This window comes from Candidatus Methylomirabilota bacterium (assembly GCA_035764725.1).
In the GTDB taxonomy this organism is placed as follows: Bacteria; Methylomirabilota; Methylomirabilia; order Rokubacteriales; family CSP1-6; genus DASRWT01.
Window position 1 is genome coordinate 1 of record DASTYT010000140.1, and the last position, 15891, is coordinate 15891.

General features: G+C 70.7%; 15 protein-coding genes. 11 read left to right on the forward strand and 4 right to left on the reverse strand.

Going from position 1 to position 15891, the window contains the following annotated elements; genetic code table 11:
• Positions 1–157: 157 nt before the first annotated feature.
• Complete coding sequence (locus tag VFX14_23110; GenBank protein ID HEU5192580.1) at positions 158–1558, reverse strand: serine hydrolase; 1401 nt, start codon at positions 1556–1558, stop codon at positions 158–160.
• A gap of 215 nt (positions 1559–1773) precedes the next feature.
• On the opposite strand from VFX14_23110, the gene VFX14_23115 reads away from it, so the two are divergent.
• From VFX14_23115 to VFX14_23165, 11 genes are all read left to right on the forward strand, one after another.
• A complete protein-coding gene (locus VFX14_23115; protein HEU5192581.1) occupies positions 1774–3033 on the forward strand; it encodes a hypothetical protein in 1260 nt (419 codons plus the stop codon).
• Between the two features lie 125 nt (positions 3034–3158).
• Positions 3159–4772: a type II secretion system ATPase GspE gene (gene gspE / locus VFX14_23120; GenBank protein HEU5192582.1), complete on the forward strand. Its 1614-nt coding sequence runs from the start codon at positions 3159–3161 to the stop codon at positions 4770–4772.
• 1 nt (position 4773) lies between these two features.
• A complete protein-coding gene (locus VFX14_23125; GenBank protein HEU5192583.1) occupies positions 4774–5997 on the forward strand; it encodes a type II secretion system F family protein in 1224 nt (407 codons plus the stop codon).
• Between the two features lie 18 nt (positions 5998–6015).
• Positions 6016–6468 (forward strand): type II secretion system major pseudopilin GspG, encoded by a 453-nt coding sequence (gene gspG / locus VFX14_23130; protein ID HEU5192584.1) that lies wholly within the window; start codon positions 6016–6018, stop codon positions 6466–6468.
• Positions 6465–6920, forward strand: coding sequence for a GspH/FimT family protein (locus VFX14_23135; GenBank protein ID HEU5192585.1), 456 nt, complete (start codon positions 6465–6467; stop codon positions 6918–6920). The genes gspG and VFX14_23135 overlap by 4 nt, the downstream gene beginning before the upstream one ends.
• Positions 6917–7315: a prepilin-type N-terminal cleavage/methylation domain-containing protein gene (locus VFX14_23140; GenBank protein ID HEU5192586.1), complete on the forward strand. Its 399-nt coding sequence runs from the start codon at positions 6917–6919 to the stop codon at positions 7313–7315. The genes VFX14_23135 and VFX14_23140 overlap by 4 nt, the downstream gene beginning before the upstream one ends.
• Entirely contained in the window at positions 7312–7926 is a 615-nt protein-coding gene (locus VFX14_23145) for a type II secretion system protein GspJ (protein HEU5192587.1), read from the forward strand. Before VFX14_23140 ends, VFX14_23145 begins: the two co-directional genes overlap by 4 nt.
• A complete protein-coding gene (locus VFX14_23150) occupies positions 7923–8867 on the forward strand; it encodes a hypothetical protein (protein HEU5192588.1) in 945 nt (314 codons plus the stop codon). The genes VFX14_23145 and VFX14_23150 overlap by 4 nt, the downstream gene beginning before the upstream one ends.
• Entirely contained in the window at positions 8864–10219 is a 1356-nt protein-coding gene (locus tag VFX14_23155) for a PilN domain-containing protein (protein HEU5192589.1), read from the forward strand. Before VFX14_23150 ends, VFX14_23155 begins: the two co-directional genes overlap by 4 nt.
• Before the next feature lies 1 nt (position 10220).
• Entirely contained in the window at positions 10221–10787 is a 567-nt protein-coding gene (gene gspM, locus VFX14_23160; protein ID HEU5192590.1) for a type II secretion system protein GspM, read from the forward strand.
• 1 nt (position 10788) lies between these two features.
• A complete protein-coding gene (locus tag VFX14_23165) occupies positions 10789–11397 on the forward strand; it encodes a type II secretion system protein N (GenBank protein ID HEU5192591.1) in 609 nt (202 codons plus the stop codon).
• A gap of 57 nt (positions 11398–11454) precedes the next feature.
• On the opposite strand, the gene VFX14_23170 is transcribed toward VFX14_23165, so the two are convergent.
• From VFX14_23170 to VFX14_23180, 3 genes are all read right to left on the reverse strand, one after another.
• A complete protein-coding gene (locus VFX14_23170; protein HEU5192592.1) occupies positions 11455–12159 on the reverse strand; it encodes a DUF928 domain-containing protein in 705 nt (234 codons plus the stop codon).
• Between the two features lie 38 nt (positions 12160–12197).
• Positions 12198–14258, reverse strand: a complete 2061-nt coding sequence (locus VFX14_23175; protein HEU5192593.1) for an adenylate/guanylate cyclase domain-containing protein — start codon at positions 14256–14258, stop codon at positions 12198–12200.
• A gap of 1 nt (position 14259) precedes the next feature.
• Positions 14260–15891: ShlB/FhaC/HecB family hemolysin secretion/activation protein (locus VFX14_23180; protein ID HEU5192594.1), on the reverse strand; the 1632-nt coding region annotated here is incomplete at its 5' end.

Consider the following 15891-nt stretch of genomic DNA (forward strand, 5'->3'; position numbering starts at 1 on the left):
GCCGAAGGCGCGCACCTGCTGCGCCATCTCCTCGAAGTACGCCCTCAGGAGTGCGCGCAGCTGCTCGGGGTCGTGCCGCACGGCGAGCTCGGTCGAGCCGGCGAGGTCGGCGAAGAGCACGCTGACGAGCTTGCGCTCCTCCGTGGGGCTCATGAGGCTACCAGCTCTCGACCGCGTCGAAATAGTTCTGGCCCACGCGCATCCGCCGCGCGCGACCGGTCGCGCCCAGCTCGAAGACGACCGGCTCCCCGTGGCTCGCGTAGCCGTCCTTGGCGTCGGCGCGGAATGTATGCGCCGCGCCGTCCACACGGTGGAGGCGAATGGCCATGAGCATGGGATCGGGCAGGGTCGGGTCGATGAGGAGGAGACCATCCTCCACGAGCAGCACCTGAGTATCGCCCCAGCGGCTGCGATAGCGACCGGCATAGCGCGCCCAGCCCGGGTCGGGCGCGCGCGTGTCGTCCTTGGCGGTGGCCTTGGCGATAGGCGGGCCGACGTACTGCTGCGCGCGCTCGGTGAGGGTCATCGGGTCGCCATCGTCGGCATTGGTCATCGCGATCACCGCGAGCTTGTCCGCGGGCCAGATCCGCAGCTGAGTGCGATAACCGGGCAGCGAGCCGCCGTGGCCGAAGCTCGTCTTGCCGTTCAGACGCTGAATCCGAAATCCGAGCCCCCAGCCCGCCTGCCAGTCGGGCTCGAGCCAATGGATCCGCTGCATTTCCCGAAGGGTGCTGCCGCGGAGGATCTGGGCGCCCCCCGCGGGCCCGTCGCGGAATTGCAACATGGCGAAGCGCGCGAGATCTACCACCGAGGTAGTCATGTTGGCGGCGGCGCTGATCCCGCGCGTGTCCACGTGAGGGGCGGGCGTGCGGCGGCCGTCGGGCATGCGGCGCCCGTAGCCGCGCGCCAGGCGCGGGTCGTCCTCCGCGGGCGCCAGCACGAGCGTGTCCTTCATGCCCAGCGGGTCGAGGATGTGGGCTTTCACGAAGGCGGCGTACGGCTCGCCCGACGCCGCCTCGACGACGTCGCCTGCGAGTGCCAGGGCGAGATTCGAGTACTTCCACTGCGTCTCGGTGGCGAGGATACCCTCCTGGCGGGTAAGCCCATCGCGCAGCCGCTCCCGCGTGGGGAACTCGAAGTCGGTCCAGTAGGGGAAGGCGGCCTCGCGCGGCAGCCCGGAGGTGTGGGTGAGGAGATGCCGGATCGTGATGGGCGGGGCGTCGGTGTGCCGCGTGGTGATGGCGAACCAGGGAAGGTGCTTGGTGAGGGGATCGTCGAGCTGCAGCCGTCCCGCGTCGCGGAGCTGCAGGAGCGCCGTGGCGGTGAACGTCTTCGTGATGGAGGCGATGCGATAATGCGTCTCCGCCGTGGCGGGGACGCGGCGCGCCGTGTCGGCCCAGCCGAAGCCCGCCGCCCACACCATCTCCTGGTCGTGGATCACGCCCAGCGACGCGCCGGGGAGCCCGCTGTAGGCGCGCTGGCCCTCGATCCACGCGCTCAGGACGTCGAGCGAGGCCTTCACGTCCGGTCGTTGGGCGAGCGCGCCACCCGGGGCCATGGGGGCCTAGTCTAGTCGGCTTGCCGCGGGTTGCCCAGCCCCCGTATACTCCCGATCATGATAATGATTCTGGTTCAGACCTCTTGAGCGCGGCCAAGGCCCGGCGTCCTGCCTCTCGCCGCGCGGGCCAGGCGAGCAGCAGCAAATCGGTCCGCAACGAGCGCGCCCGCCGCCCCGCGACCCCATCCCCATCCCGCGAAGCCCCCGAGGTGCTGGTGCCGCCGCCGGCGGCGGCGCCTGAGCCCATCGTGGTGTCGAGTCCCGAGCGGATCTTCGCCGGCCGTATGCCCGCGAGCGAGCCCCCGCGCCCGCTGCCCACCACGCGGCGCGGGATCTTCTTCGACGTGGAGAACTCGAGTCGGCCCGAGCACGTGGCTGCCGTCCTCGACCACCTGAAGATCGATCGCCTCTCGCGGCTCACCGATCTCGTGGCGATGGGCAACTGGAAAGTCGCGAGCGGGGACACCGCGCGGCTGCTTGCCCAGCGCGGGGCTCAGCTCGTGCACAGTGCGCCCTCCACCGGGGTGAAGGACTATAGCGACCTGCGCATCGCCGTGTCGGCGGGCGTGTGGCTCGCCGCCGCGCGGCCCGGCGATCTGATCGAGATCATCACGGACGATCAGGCCTTCGACGCGGTAGGGGATGTGGCCGCCGGCCTCGGCGTGACGTTCCACCGCCTGTCCTTCCGAGCGCTGGCGGGCATGGGGGTCCTCCCGCCGGCGCCGCAGCTCCCCGAGGAGATGCGCAGCGGTGGGCGCGGGCGCGGGCGCGGCCGCGGGCGTCGCGGGCGGGGCGGGCGGCCCGACCAGCGGCCGGCCGTCTCGCACGTGCCGTCGCATCGGCCCCCGTCGGTCCATCCCGCGCCCGCGCATCACGCCCCCGCCGCGGCGGCGGGTGGCGGCCCCGCGCACACCGCGCCCGCCGAGGAGATTCGCGCCGTGGTGGACGAGCTGCTGCTGACCTCGCCGATCGGCGTCACTCTGGACGCGCTGTCGAACGCGCTCAAGTCGCGCGGCTTCCGCCGCCCGCCCGGCTCGCCGCGCCTGATCACGCGGCTGCGCAATCTCAAGGGCATCGAGGTCACGCGCAACGGCATCGTGCGGCTGCTCGAGTCGGGCGGAGGTGGGGCGCGGCCCCAGCCGGCGGCCGAGGAGCCGGCGCCCTCGCGCCAGGTGTCCCAGCTCGCGGGGATGCCGGAGATCGTCGCGTCGAATTTCGACTCGTTCGGCAGCGTCGAAGACCGCGAGACAGACACGATCGAGACCGAAGAAGGCCCGGAGCCGGGCAACGAGGCCGTGCCGCCGCCGCGCCAGGAGGGCGAGCAGGCGGGGCGGGGCCGGCGTCGCCGGCGCGGGGGGCGTCGCCGTCGCGGCCGCCGCGGAGGCGGAGGGCCGGGCGGGGGCTCGCCCAGCCCCGCCGATGCCGCCCAGTCGAGCCCGGTGGCGCGAGGCGAGAGCGCCATCGCGAGCGATTGACGACGGGTATAAAAGGGCACCATAATTCAGGGACCTTGCACACCGCACTACCTGGCCGAAGATTCCTGGGCCAAATCCTCGTCGGGACCGAGGTCATCTCCCCGGCGACGCTGGATGAGGCCCTCGTGCAGGCGGCGACCGAACGGCGGCGCCTCGGCGAGGTTCTGACCGCGCTCGGCGCGGTGACGGAGGACGACGTATCCCGCGCGGTGGCCCAGCAGGAGGGGCTGCCGTTCCTCTCTGCCGCCGAGCTGCCCTCGACGCCTCCGGCCCTCAAGGATGTGTCACCGAAGTACCTGCGCCAGAACGTCGCCTGTCCCATCGCCGTGGAAGGGAAGGTTCTGTCGGTGGCGACGGCCGAGCCGGGCAATCCGCTCCTGGCCGACGATCTGGAGCAGTCGCTCGGGCTGAGGGTCAAGCTCTTCGTCGCGCCGCCCTCCGCGGTGCTCGAGGCCATCGAGCGGGCCTACGGGGCGAATACGGCGCTGCAGAAGATCGTCGAGGGCATGGGCTCGTCGAGCGGCGAGCGGGACGCGGAAGCCGACGACGATGTGAACCACCTGCGCGACATGGCGTTCGAGCCGCCGGTGGTGCGGCTGGTGAACATCCTGATCGACGGCGCGCTCGCCGCGGATGCCTCGGACATCCACATCGAGCCCTTCGAGGATACCCTCCTCGTGCGCTATCGAATAGACGGGCTCCTCTACGACCAGGAATCGCCGCCGCGCCGGCTCCGCGCCGCCCTGACCTCGCGCATCAAGATCATGGCGGAGATGAATATCGCCGAGCGCCGCCTGCCGCAGGACGGACGCATTCGCGTGACCGCGCACGGCCGTCGGGTGGACATCCGCGTCTCGACCATTCCCACCGTCCACGGTGAGTCCATCGTGATGCGGCTGCTGGATCGCGCCTCGGTGTTCCTGTCGTTCGACCGTCTCGGCTTCGCGCCCCGCACGGCGGACACCTTCGAAGGGATGATCCGGCGCCCGCACGGCATGGTGCTGGTCACCGGGCCCACCGGCTCCGGCAAGACGACCACGCTGTACGCGGCCCTCGACAAGATCAACCGGCCCGATCTCAAGATCATCACTGTCGAGGATCCCGTCGAGTACCAGCTCAAGCGGGTCAACCAGATCCCGGTGAAGCCCAAGATCGGGCTGAGCTTCGCCGCCGGGCTGCGCCACATCGTGCGGCAGGATCCCGATGTCATCATGGTGGGCGAGATCCGCGATCTCGAGACGGCCGAGATCGCCATCCAGGCCGCCCTGACCGGACACCTCGTGTTCTCGACGCTCCACACCAACGACGCGTCCAGCGCGGTGACGCGGCTGCAAGACATGGGGTGCGAGCCGTACCTCTTCTCGTCGGTCCTGAACGGCGTGCTGGCCCAGCGGCTCGTGCGGAGGATCTGCCAGGGCTGTCGCGTGCCCAAGCCCGCGGAGGCCGCCGAGCTCGTTGCGCTGGGCGTTGCCAGCACCGGAGCCGAGGAGCTCTTCCACGGCAAGGGCTGCGACGAGTGCCGGGGCACCGGGTACCGAGGGCGCACCGGGATCTACGAGCTCCTCCGGGTCACCGAGTCCATCCGCAGCCTCATCGTGCGCAAGGCGCCGGCCGCCGAGATCCGTCGGGAGGCGGTCGCGCACGGGATGGTGACCCTCCGCGAGGACGGCTGGGCCAGGGCCCGTGCGGGGCTGACGACGGTCGCGGAGATCCTCCGCGTCACGGAGGACGAGATCTAGCGTGACGGTCTTCACGTACCGCGCAAGGGATCGGAGCGGCCAGGCCATCGACGGTGTCATGGAGGCGCCCGACGCGCGGGCCGTGGTCGATCGACTGCAGCGGGATGCGTACTTCCCCATCACCGTCGTCCCCCAGGAAGCGCGCCGGCGTCTGCTCGGCTTCGCCTGGCCGGCGCGCGGCGGTGGGCGAGTCTCCCGCCGCGACGTCCTCGCCTTCACCCAGCAGCTGGCCACGCTGATCGAGGCCGGCATGCCACTCGACCGCGCGCTGGCCATCCAGGGCGAGCTCGCGTCGGGCGCCCGCCTCCGCGCCATCATCGCGGACGTGCTCCAGCGCGTCCGCGGCGGCTCCTCGCTGGCCGATGCGCTGGCCCTGCATCACCCGCGGCCGTTCTCCCGGCTCTACGTCAACATGGTGCGGGCGGGGGAGAAGGGCGGCGCCCTCGAGGCCACGCTCCGGCGGCTCGTGGAGTTCCTGGAGGAGGCGGGCGAGTTCCGCGATGCGATCGTCTCCGCGTTGATCTATCCCGCGCTGCTGGCCGGCGTCGGCGCCGCGGCGGTGATCTTTCTGCTCGCCTTCGTCGTGCCCCGCTTCGCGGCCATCTTCAGCGACGTGGAGTCGACGCTTCCGCTGCCCACGCTCATCCTCCTCCGCGTCAGCGAGACCATCCAGCATTACGGCTGGCTGCTGGGCATCCTCGCCCTCGGCGTCGTCGCGGCGATACGGCTGGGCCTGGCGACGGCGAGCGGCCGCCTCCGCGCTGATCGCATGCTCCTCGCCCTGCCCATCGTGGGCGAGGTGATCGTCAAGATCGAGATGGCGCGCTTCAGCCGCATCCTGGGCACGCTGCTCCGGGGCGGTGTGGCCCTGGTGAGCGCCCTCGCCGTGGTAACGGAGCTTCTGGGCAACCGCGTGCTGGCGCGGGCGGTGGCCGCCCTGGGCGACGGCGTTCGTCGGGGCGCCGGTCTCGCCCAGCCGATGGCAGATGCCGCGATCTTCCCGCGTCTCGCCGTCCACATGGTGCGCGTGGGCGAGGAGACGGGCCGGCTCGAGGACACGCTGCTCAAGCTCGCCGCGACCTACGAGGCCGACAGCCGGAAGGTCCTCAAGCGGTTGATCGCCCTCACCGAGCCCTGCGTCATCCTGGTGATGGGCTTGGTGGTAGGCTTCATCGTCGTGGCCATGCTGCTGGCAATCCTCTCGATCACCGATCTGCCGGTCTGAGGCAAGCGAAGGACTGCCGTGACTTCGAGGTCGATCGGGCGCGAGAGGGCTCGCCATGGCGAGCGCGGCTTCACCCTCGTGGAGCTCCTGGTCGTTATCATCATCCTCGGCCTCCTGGCGGGTCTCGTCGGTCCGCGTCTCTTCGGCCGGGTGGGGCAGAGCAAGCAGGCGACCGCGAAGGCCCAGATCGAGCTGCTGGGCGCCGGGCTCGATCAGTACCGGCTCGACGTGGGGTCGTACCCGCCGTCGGGCGCGGGACTCTCGGCGCTGGTCCAGAACCCCAACGTGGCCAACTGGAACGGCCCCTATCTCAAGAAGAACACCGTGCCTCTCGACCCATGGGGGAAGGCCTATCAGTACAAGTGCTGTCCCGGGGACCACGGGGACTACGACCTCTGGAGCTACGGGGCCGATGGCGCCCCGGGCGGCGAGGGCGAGAACGCGGACGTGGCGTCGTGGGACACGCGGTGAGGCGACGCGCTGGGTACACCCTGATTGAGCTCGTGCTCGTGGTCGCGGTACTGGCGGTGGCGAGCTTGGTGGCGGCCCCCGCGGTGGGCCGGGCCGTGGATGGGATACGGGTGCGCACGGAAGTGGCGGGCGTCGCCTCGCTCCTGCGCTGGGCCCGCGAGGAGGCGGTCACCCGTGGGCAGCCCCGCGAGGTGACGCTCGACGCCGAGGGGCAGACGCTGCTGGTGCGCCGCGCGGACGGCGAGGCAGTGCGCGTCGAGAAGCGCCGGCCGCTGTCGTCCCTGGTGCACGTCGTTCCGACGCCCGGCCCCGTGCAGCTGCCGATCACGTTCACGCCGCGCGGCCGCTCCAGCGGGGGCACGGTACGGCTCGAGACGGTGGGGCCGCGCGTCTACCTCGTCACCGTGGATGCCCTTACCGGGCGCGTGACCACCCGGCGGGTCGACTCGTGAGCCGCGGGTTCACGCTGCTCGAGGTCTTGGTCGCGATCGCCATCCTCGGGGTGGCGCTCGTCGCCATGATGCAGCTGTCCGCGCAGGGTCTCCGCCTGCTCCGCGTCTCGGAGGACTATCAGGGGGCGGTTCGCCTCGCCGATCGTCTCGCGCGCACCGTCGAGCCCGACCACGAGGGCGTGGAGACGGGACAGCAGGGGAATCTTCGCTGGGAGCGCCGCGTATCCCTGGTTGCGGTGCCTGATGAGCTGACGACCGGCGCCGGGCCGCAGCCCCGCCTGTATGCCGTATCGGTGGCGGTGGGCTGGGGAGCCCACCGCACGCTCGAGCTGACCAGCCTGCGCGCGGTCGTGCCGAGCTCGGACGGGTCGAAGACCGAGGACGCGATGCGATGAGAGCCCGGCGCCCTGCGGGATTCACGCTCGTCGAGGTGCTGCTCGCCCTCAGCATCGGGGCGGCCTTGCTGGTGGTGGTGTTTGGGGGTGTCCGGGCCGGGCTGGCCGCGTGGAGCCGCGGCGAGGCCCGCGCGATGGCCCTCGAGCACGATCGCAGCCTGGAGCAGCTGCTCTCGCAGACGATCGCGGGCGCGTTTCCCTACCGCGGCAACGCCGCCCGGGTCGGCGCTTCCGGGCTTCTTTTCGACGGCCGGCCCGATCGCCTGACGCTCGTCACCGTCGCCCCGCCCATTCCCGCGTCGATTCCCATCGCGTTCACGGCGGTCCACGTCTCCCGCGACGAGGGGGGCCTGGCGGTGCGTCAGCTCGCACTGCCCAACCCCGAGCCGGTGGACCAAACGGCGGCCGTCCTCGTGGACTCCAGCGTGGTGGCGCTGCGCTTCCGCTACCTCGACAAGGAGGACGAGACCTGGAGTGACCGGTGGGAGATGGGCGTGGGCCGAGAGAACGGCCTACCGCGCGCCGTGGAAATCCGATTGACGACGGCGGTCGGCGGGCGCCTCGTGGAGCATCTTCCGCTCGTGGTCTCAATCCGGGCCCTCACCCCATGAGGCGCGAGCGTGGCTTCGTGCTCATCTCGGTCCTGCTGGCGCTGACCCTCCTGGCGCTCGTCGTCACCGAGTTCGTGTTCTCGATGCGCCTCGAGGCGTCCATGGCCCGCTCGTACCGCGACCAGGTCCTCGCGGAGCACCTGGCCGACGCCGCCGTGCAGCAGGCGGTCCGGGAGATCCTGGGCCAGGCGCAGATCGTGGCTCCCGACGAGGCGGGACAGCTGGTTTTCTATCGGGCGCTGCCGGGCCAGACGCAGCCGCGGCGGCTGCCCGCCATGTCCCGCACGCGCGTGCCTCTGGGGCGAGGGGAATTCTCCTACCGGATCACGGACGAGGCCGCGCGCCTGGACATCAACGCGACGCCTCCCGCCCGGCTGGATCGCCTGCTCGCCGCGCTCGGGCTCGGCCGCTCGGAGCGCGACATCATCAACGATTCCATCCAGGACTGGCGCGACCGCGACGAGCTCCGCCGGCTCAACGGCGCCGAGAGCGAGGACACCTATCTCAAGCTCCCCGTGCCGTATCGTTCGCGGAACGGCAATCTCCAGGATGTGGCTGAGCTGCGCCAGATTCGCGGCGTGACGCCCGAGCTCTTCGCGGGGACGGCCGAGCGTCCCGGCCTCCGTGACCTTCTCACAGCCATCGCGCTCGGCGGCGTCAATCTGAACACCGCCCCCGCGCCGGTGCTGACCGCCTTCGGCCTCGCGGATGCCGAGGTGTCCGAGGTGCTGGGAGCGCGCGGCCGCACGCCGTACCTCACGCTGCCAACTCGCTTCGCGGGCCGTGGCCTCGTGGTGGAGACGGCCACGTTCCGGATCGAGGCGGAAGGCGTCCTCCCGGGCTCGGCCCGGAGCCGCCTCGTTGCCGTCATCCAGCGCGGGAGGCCGGGCGGCGGCGCGGGCGTGACGGTCCGGCAATGGCGTCCGGCGACCGACCCGTGATCCGCGACGCCGTTGGCCTCCTGCTCGACGAGGGCGCCCGCGTCACCGGGGTGGCCCTCGGGGGACGCGATCGCCTGGCGCACTTCGCGGTGGAAGGCGCCGAGGACACGGCGGGCGCGCTCGACGCCGAGCTCCGGACGCGAGCCCGCGCCCCGCGCATCGGCGTCGGCCTCGACCGCAGCGCCGTCGTGGTGAAGACGCTGGAGCTGCCTGCCGGCAGCGAGGGCGATCTCGGTCAGATGGTGAGCTTCGAGCTCGAGCGGCACGTTCCGTTTCCCGCCGACGAGATCTGCTCCAGCTGGGTGGAGCTTCCCGGTGAGGTGGGTCAATCCCGGCGGCTGCTGGTGACGGCGGTCGGGCGCCGCGCCCTCGACCGTCCGCTCGACCTGCTCGCGCGCGCGAAGCGCCGGCCCGCCGCCATCATGGTGGCCAGCCACGAGCTGCCGGGACTCCTGTCCCGCGCACTGCCTCCGCGGCGGGCCGTCTGGGCGCACCGCCATGGCAGCCACACCGACCTGCTGTTGCTCGTGGGCGCCACGCTGCTCATGAGCCGCTCCGTGGCGACCGCCCATCACCTCGAGCTCGCAAGGGAGATTGGCCGTAGCCTGCCGCTGGTCGGCTGGGACCAGTATGACGTGGTGTGGCTGTCCGGCGATGACGCCGCGGCCTGGATCGCCGATCGCGATCTGGAGCGAGGGCTGAATGTGCCCGTGTCGACGCCACCCTACGACAGCCGCTCCAGCGGCCTGATCGCCGCGCTGCCGCAGGAAGGCCCCGGCGCGAGCCTGCTGGCCCTGGCGGTAGCCCTCGGCGCGCGCCGCCCCGCGTTCGACCTGCTGCCCGCCGTGCTGCGGCCCTGGAAGCTGACGCGGCCCCATCTGGTGACCGCCGGCATCGCCTGCGCCACCCTGGTGCTCGGCCTCATCTTCGCCGTCACACACGTCATGCTGTCCGAGCGCTACCTCGGGCGCGTGAACGCCGAGATTCGCCGGCTCGATCCTGAGGCCAAGGCCGTCGAGACGCTAGCCGCCGAGCGGGACCGGACCCGTCGCCTCCTGGCCGGACTGGACTCTGCGCGGCGCGCGAGCCTCCCGGCGCTGCCGACCCTGCAGGACCTCACCGAGACGCTGCCGGAGACCGCGTGGCTGCAGACGCTGAACATGGATCAGGAGGGCGTGGAGCTGATCGGTCAAGCCAATGCGGCCAGCCAGCTCATCCCCATCCTGGAGGGCTCGCGCTGGCTCGAGCGGGTCGAGTTCACGTCACCGGTGACCCAGCTCCAGGGCAAGGAGCAGTTCCGCATCCGTGCCGGCTGGGAAGGGCGGCCCGCGCCGCCGGCCGGGGGCCGCTAGGATGGCGAGCCTCGGCCGGCGCGAGCGCGCGCTCATCGGCGTCGGTGCGGCGGTCGTTCTGCTGATCGTGGTCTACCTCTTCCTCGTCGAGCCGCTCATGGAGCGCGCGCGCGAGGCGTTGAGCCGCACGACGGCGCGCGAAGCCGTGCTCGAGCGCCGGCGGCTGACCATCGCGCGGGGCCCGAAAATCGCGGAGGAGCTTCGGAGCATCAAGAGCCAGCTCGAGGCCGAGTCGGCGCGGCTCCTGCAGGGGCCGACCGCGCCCCTGGCCGCCTCCGAACTCCAGAAGCTCGTCAAGGACGCGGCGGCCGGCAGCAACATGGAAGTCCGCAGTGAGCGCGTCCTGCCCGCGTCCGACCGCGAGGGGATCCAGGAGGTCCCCATCGAGATGATGCTCGCGGGCAACATCCGCGACACCGTCGCCGCACTCTATCGGATCGAGCACGCCGAGCGCCTGCTGATGATCAAGGACGTCAAGATCCGCGTGGTGGCGGTGGGACAGCCTAGGGAGCTATTGACCACGCTCACGGTGGCCGGCTACATGATGCCGGCGCCCAAGGCCAACTAGCGTGCCGCGCGCGCTCTTCCTCGCGAATGTCGTGGTAGGCGGCCTCGGCTGCTTCTTCGCCGTAGGCATCGTCCGTGACGTCGTCACTCACCGCTCGCTGCCTCCGGCGCCCACGCCGCACGCGACCCAGTCGACGCTCGACGCCGCGGCGCCGTCCGCCGCGCCGCCGCCGCTCGCCTCGTTTCAGGTGATCGCGACCAGGAACATGTTCAATCCGGGCCGTACCGAGGCGACCGAGACGACGGCCGCCGCCGCGACGGCCGCGGGCGTCAGGCCCATCCTCCACGGCGTGCTCATCGACGGTCAGAGAAGCCGCGCCTATCTGGAGGAGCCGGGGGTGCGTCAGGTGTTCGGCTATTCAGTAGGGGATCAGGTCGCGGGAGGGAGGCTGGAGTCCATCGAACCGAACCGCGTGGTGATCGTCCGCCCGCAGGGGCGGCTCGAGGTGCTGCTGCAGGACCCGTCGAAGCCGCGGCAGGTCACGGGGCCGGCCGCAGGGCCGCCGGCGGCGGCAGGCCCGCCGGGACCGCCACCACCCGGACAGCCCACACGCGCCCCGTCGAGCTCGGGGCGTGTGACGACGCCGCGTCCGCCGCAACAGCCCCAATAAGCCCGACGCCGCGCGAGGCCTGATGTGGGCCCGCGCGGCGCCCGATAGTTTGTGCGCTTATTCGATGGTGGTGTCGGGCAGGCCTACTTCACGCAGCAACGCGGAGCGCTGGGCCTTCAGCGCGGCATTCTGGGGCGACTCGTCGATCAGCTCGTTCAGCGACGCGATCGCGTCGTACCAGATGCCCTCGCCGGCGAGCACGGCGGGCCGGTCGGCCTTCGCGGCGCTGGAGAGCTTGGCGACCAGATCCGGCGACATGGCGACGCGCTCGAGGCTCGCCCCGGCCAGGATGTCCTTCGACCGGCGCCCGGTGTCGGGCATCACGGCGACGTACCACTGGTACGCGACCGTGGGCTCGAGCTTCACGCCGTGCTCGGCCAGCCGAACCTGATGAACGCCCGCCGCCACGGGCGGCTGGATCTTGAGCTCGATGAGCGGATCGGTCTTCTGCGGATCGACCAGCGTCAGCTCGACGGGATGCGAGCTCGGGCTCGAGATGAACCAGTAGAGCACGGGCTGCTCGCTGACCGTCAGCCCGGTATGCGGCGGGGCCAGCACCGACAGCACGAAGGCCTCGCGCCCGGTGCCGCGCGTGCCGCCGCCGACGCGGCCGCCGGGGGCGCCGCGGAGCGGTGGCTTGTAGACCGGCGCCGAGGAGCTGCCCTTGGCGTCGGAGCTGACCGCCTCCGCCGGCTTCTGCTGCGCCTCGACGGGAGGCGGAGGCGCGACGAACGTGACGGACCATAAGGCGATAGACGCCACGGCGATCAGACTCACTGCCCAGTACCTCGACCTAGCCCTCATTGCCGTACCTCCCGCGGAAGCCCCGTTCCGGCGACACTAGGTGTCGTGCGCGGGGTCCCTTCCGCTCTGGTTGATCCCGACGCGACGCGGGCCGTCGCCGGAGTCTCGACCGGCTCCGGCGCCCGCTCGCCGAGCACTCGATAGATCGCCACCAGCTGCGACTTGCCCTTCAGCCGAGCCTCAGCCACCCACTCCGTCTCGAACAGATCGCCCACGTACGCATGGGTAGATTGCCCGATCAGCGTCCGACAGGGCCGGACCAACGGGTCCGGCGGATACACGTCCTTGTCGAAGCTCTCCAGCCGTGACGCAGTGTTCAAGGTGTCGCCTACTACCACGTATTCCCAACGTTCTGTGCTGCCAAGAGTACCGGAAACCGCCTCGCCGGTGACGATTCCGATTCGCATCCCGGTGACCGGTTTGCCCGACTCCCGCCATGCATGGTTCATCTCCAGCAAGCGCCGTTCCAGCGCCACGGCACAACGCACTGCGTTGATGGCGTCCCGGGCGATCTCGTCCTCACGCCGGCGGGGCACCGGTACCCCGAAGAGGGCCACGATCGAATCGCCGGCGTACTGGCGGATGACGCCCCCGTGGCGGCTGATCACCGGGGCCATCGCGGCCATGTACTCGTTGAGCCAGTCCATGAGTTGCTCCGGGGTGAAGGCCTCGGACACTGTGGTAAAGCCCGTCAGGTCGGTGAAGAAGGCCGTGACGACCAGGCGACGGGGCTGCGGCCGGCCGCCGCCGGCGAACTGCTCCCGCTCCCGCCAGATGTCCTCCGCCACTTCCTTGGACACGTGCTGGGAGAAGATGCGCATCAGCGTTCCGCGCTCGGCGCTCTCCCGATACGAGTGATAGGCGATCGCGAAGCCGGTCGCGAACGAGAAGGAGAGCGCCGGCGGCACCACCGTCCACCACCAGCCGGCGAGGAAGGCCACGTAGGCGGTCATCACGACGATGACGAGGCCCACGACGAAGGCCACCGTCAGGACGCGCGCCTTGAGCGTGCGGATGCCGAGGAAGGCCCCGAGGCACGACCAGAGGAGCACCCACACCCAGGTGAGCCACAGAGGCGGGCTCCACAGGGGGCGGTCGCCGGTGGTGGCGATGCGAAGCAGCTGGCTCACGAGGGAGCCGTGGACCTCGACACCAGGCACGTACTGCTTGGGCCGTCGCCCGGCGCTGATGGGGGTGTAGAAGTCGTCCTTGACGCTCTCGGCTGTCACCCCGATCAGCACGACGCGGTCCCGCACCGACTCGCGCGTCACCTCGCCCTGCAGCACGGCGCTCAAGGTGGTGTGCTGGAAGGACCGCGCGCCCTCGCGGTAGTCGACCAGGAACTGATAGCCTCTGGCGTCCAGCCCGACGTAGGGGCCGTCGTGCGAGCCCAGAGGCGGGATCGACGTCTGCCCCAGCCGCACGATGGTCTCGTCGCGGGGATCGGCGCCCAGGCCGATCTTCTCGGGCGCCAGATAGAGCAGCGCGAGGCGGAGAGGGAAGGAATACAGCGCCGTCTGGCCGTCATCGATGAAGAGGAGCCCGCGCCGCACCATGCCGCCGGAGTCGACGACGACGTCGTTGAATCCCATCTTCTCCGTGCCCTTCGCCGCGGCGGGCGGTGCCACGCCGGTCGAGCCTCCCTCCCCGAACTTCGTCACCACCACGATGGGGAAGTCGCCGGCGAGCAGGTAATCGAGCTCGGCGGTACCAGGCGCGATGGGCACGTCGCGGTAGATGTCGAGACCGATGGCGCGGGGGCGCAGCCGGAGCAACGTGTTGATGGTCCGGGCCAGCACGCCGTCGGATAGGGGCCAGGCGCCCTGCTCCTGGATGTCCCGCTCCGTGATGGTGACGATCAGGATGCGAGGATCGGCCTGGCCCTCGGCGCTCGGGGCCCGGACCCGAAGGAAGCGGTCGTAGACCGCCAGCTCCGCCGGCTCCAGGACGCGCGCGAAGCGTAGGCCCAGGACGATCCCGGCCACGGTGAAGGCGACGAGGAGGGCAATGGCCCAGTCGGGCAGGGCACCCGGCAGGAAGCGCTTGAACCGGCGCATCTCAGAACACCGCCAACAAAAACTGGAAATGCACCCCGGCATGCCCTTTCTTGTCGCCCCGATCGCCCGACACGATGACGTCCTGCAGCGGATCGGGCTGGCCGAGGATCCTGGTCTCGCGTAGCCGGTAGCCGAAATATACCTCGAATTGCGGCCTCACCGACACCACGCCCGGAAACGTCAGGGCCCAGCGAAGGCCCATCCCCACGCTGTAGATATCGATGGGGGAGGGCGTGTCCCCGACCGCGTTCCACCCTCGCCCGTAGTCGAAGAACGGGGCGAGCTCGAGGTAGTCGGCCCACCGCTGATTGCGCGCCAGCGGCACCCGGAGCTCCAGCGACGCGATGAGGGCGTTGTCACGAACGAGGGTGTTCTCGCGGTAGCCCCGAACCGTGTAGCGGCCGCCGACCGATACCTGCTCGAGCACGAGGAGCGGATCGGGCGTGAGCTGCACGTCGGTGCGGGCGATCAGCTGCGTGTCGAGGAAGGGAAGCCGCGCGGCATACTGGGCTTGTCCCAGCCACGCGAAGAATTTCGAGTCGGGCACCTTGGAGCTCGAGGCGATGGTGGCCCCCAGCGCATCGATGCCGACCGAGAAGCGTGAGCGAAGGGCGATCGCTTGATTCTGCGTCCGGTGGACGTACTCCAGGGCGAGCCGCAACGCGGTCGAGACCGTCACGCCATCCGGCGGCGAGCCCGGGAGGAGCGGGAACGGGATGCCGAGGAGCGTCGTCTTTTCCTTGAGCCGCTCCCCGATCAGCTCCACCGCCGCGGTGGTGTTGCGGGTGCGATAGACCGGCTGCCGCAGGCCCAGCGTGTAGATCTCGGACGTCTCGTCGATGTTCAGGTCCGCGAACTGCTCGTCGATCACGGTGAAGGCGTTCTTGCGGTACTGGAAGCTCAGCGTCGTGTCCCACTTCGTCACCGGGAGCGCGTAGCGGAAATCGAGAAGGGGATTCAGACCCTCCGAGCGCCCGTAGCGAAGCGTGAGGACGTCTCCCCAGCCGGTCAGGTTGACGTCCTCGACGGTGATGATGCCGTTCTCGGCGCCGACGGAGGGCGCCTGGTAATTGTTGAAGTCGAGGAGAAGGCGGAAGGGCTGCCGATCCTCGACCTGCACGTCGAGCACGCCCTCGCCCGGCCGAAGGCCGGGCTTGAGATCGACCCGGAGGCGCTGGATCCGAGGATCGTCGAGGAGCAGCTCGACCTGGCGCTGGAGGTCGTTGACATTGACGGGGGTGCCAGGCGCCAGCCGCGCGCGGAGGTAGGCCTCGCGAAACCAGCGATTCCCGCTGATGTTGAGCGCGGTGATCCCGCTCTCGATGACCTGGTAGGTGACCTGGCCATCGCGAATCGTCTGGTCGGGCAGGATCACGCCCGAGTTCACGTAGCCCTGATCCGTGTAGAGCTTCGTCAGCTCCACGCGCAGCGCCTGGAGATCCTCCTGGGTCAGATAGCGGTTCTCGTAGGGCGCGGTGACCCGCGCGATGACCTCGGGAGGAAAGGTGGTGCTCCCCACGACATTGATCCGCTGGACGAAGATGCGCAGGCGCGGCGACAGATCGGTGTCGGGCTGGCGCGGCGGCCTAAGTGGGGGCAGGCTCGGCTCGGGGGTTTCGGAAGGCGGTGCCTG

Excerpts from the sequence above, each read along its gene's own strand:
- VFX14_23110 (HEU5192580.1), bottom strand. The coding sequence starts at position 1,558 with ATGGCCCCGGGTGGCGCGCTCGCCCAACGACCGGACGTGAAGGCCTCG.
- VFX14_23150 (HEU5192588.1), top strand. The coding sequence starts at position 7,923 with ATGAGGCGCGAGCGTGGCTTCGTGCTCATCTCGGTCCTGCTGGCGCTG.
- VFX14_23145 (HEU5192587.1), top strand. The coding sequence starts at position 7,312 with ATGAGAGCCCGGCGCCCTGCGGGATTCACGCTCGTCGAGGTGCTGCTC.
- VFX14_23175 (HEU5192593.1), bottom strand. The coding sequence starts at position 14,258 with ATGCGCCGGTTCAAGCGCTTCCTGCCGGGTGCCCTGCCCGACTGGGCC.
- gspM (HEU5192590.1), top strand. The coding sequence starts at position 10,221 with ATGGCGAGCCTCGGCCGGCGCGAGCGCGCGCTCATCGGCGTCGGTGCG.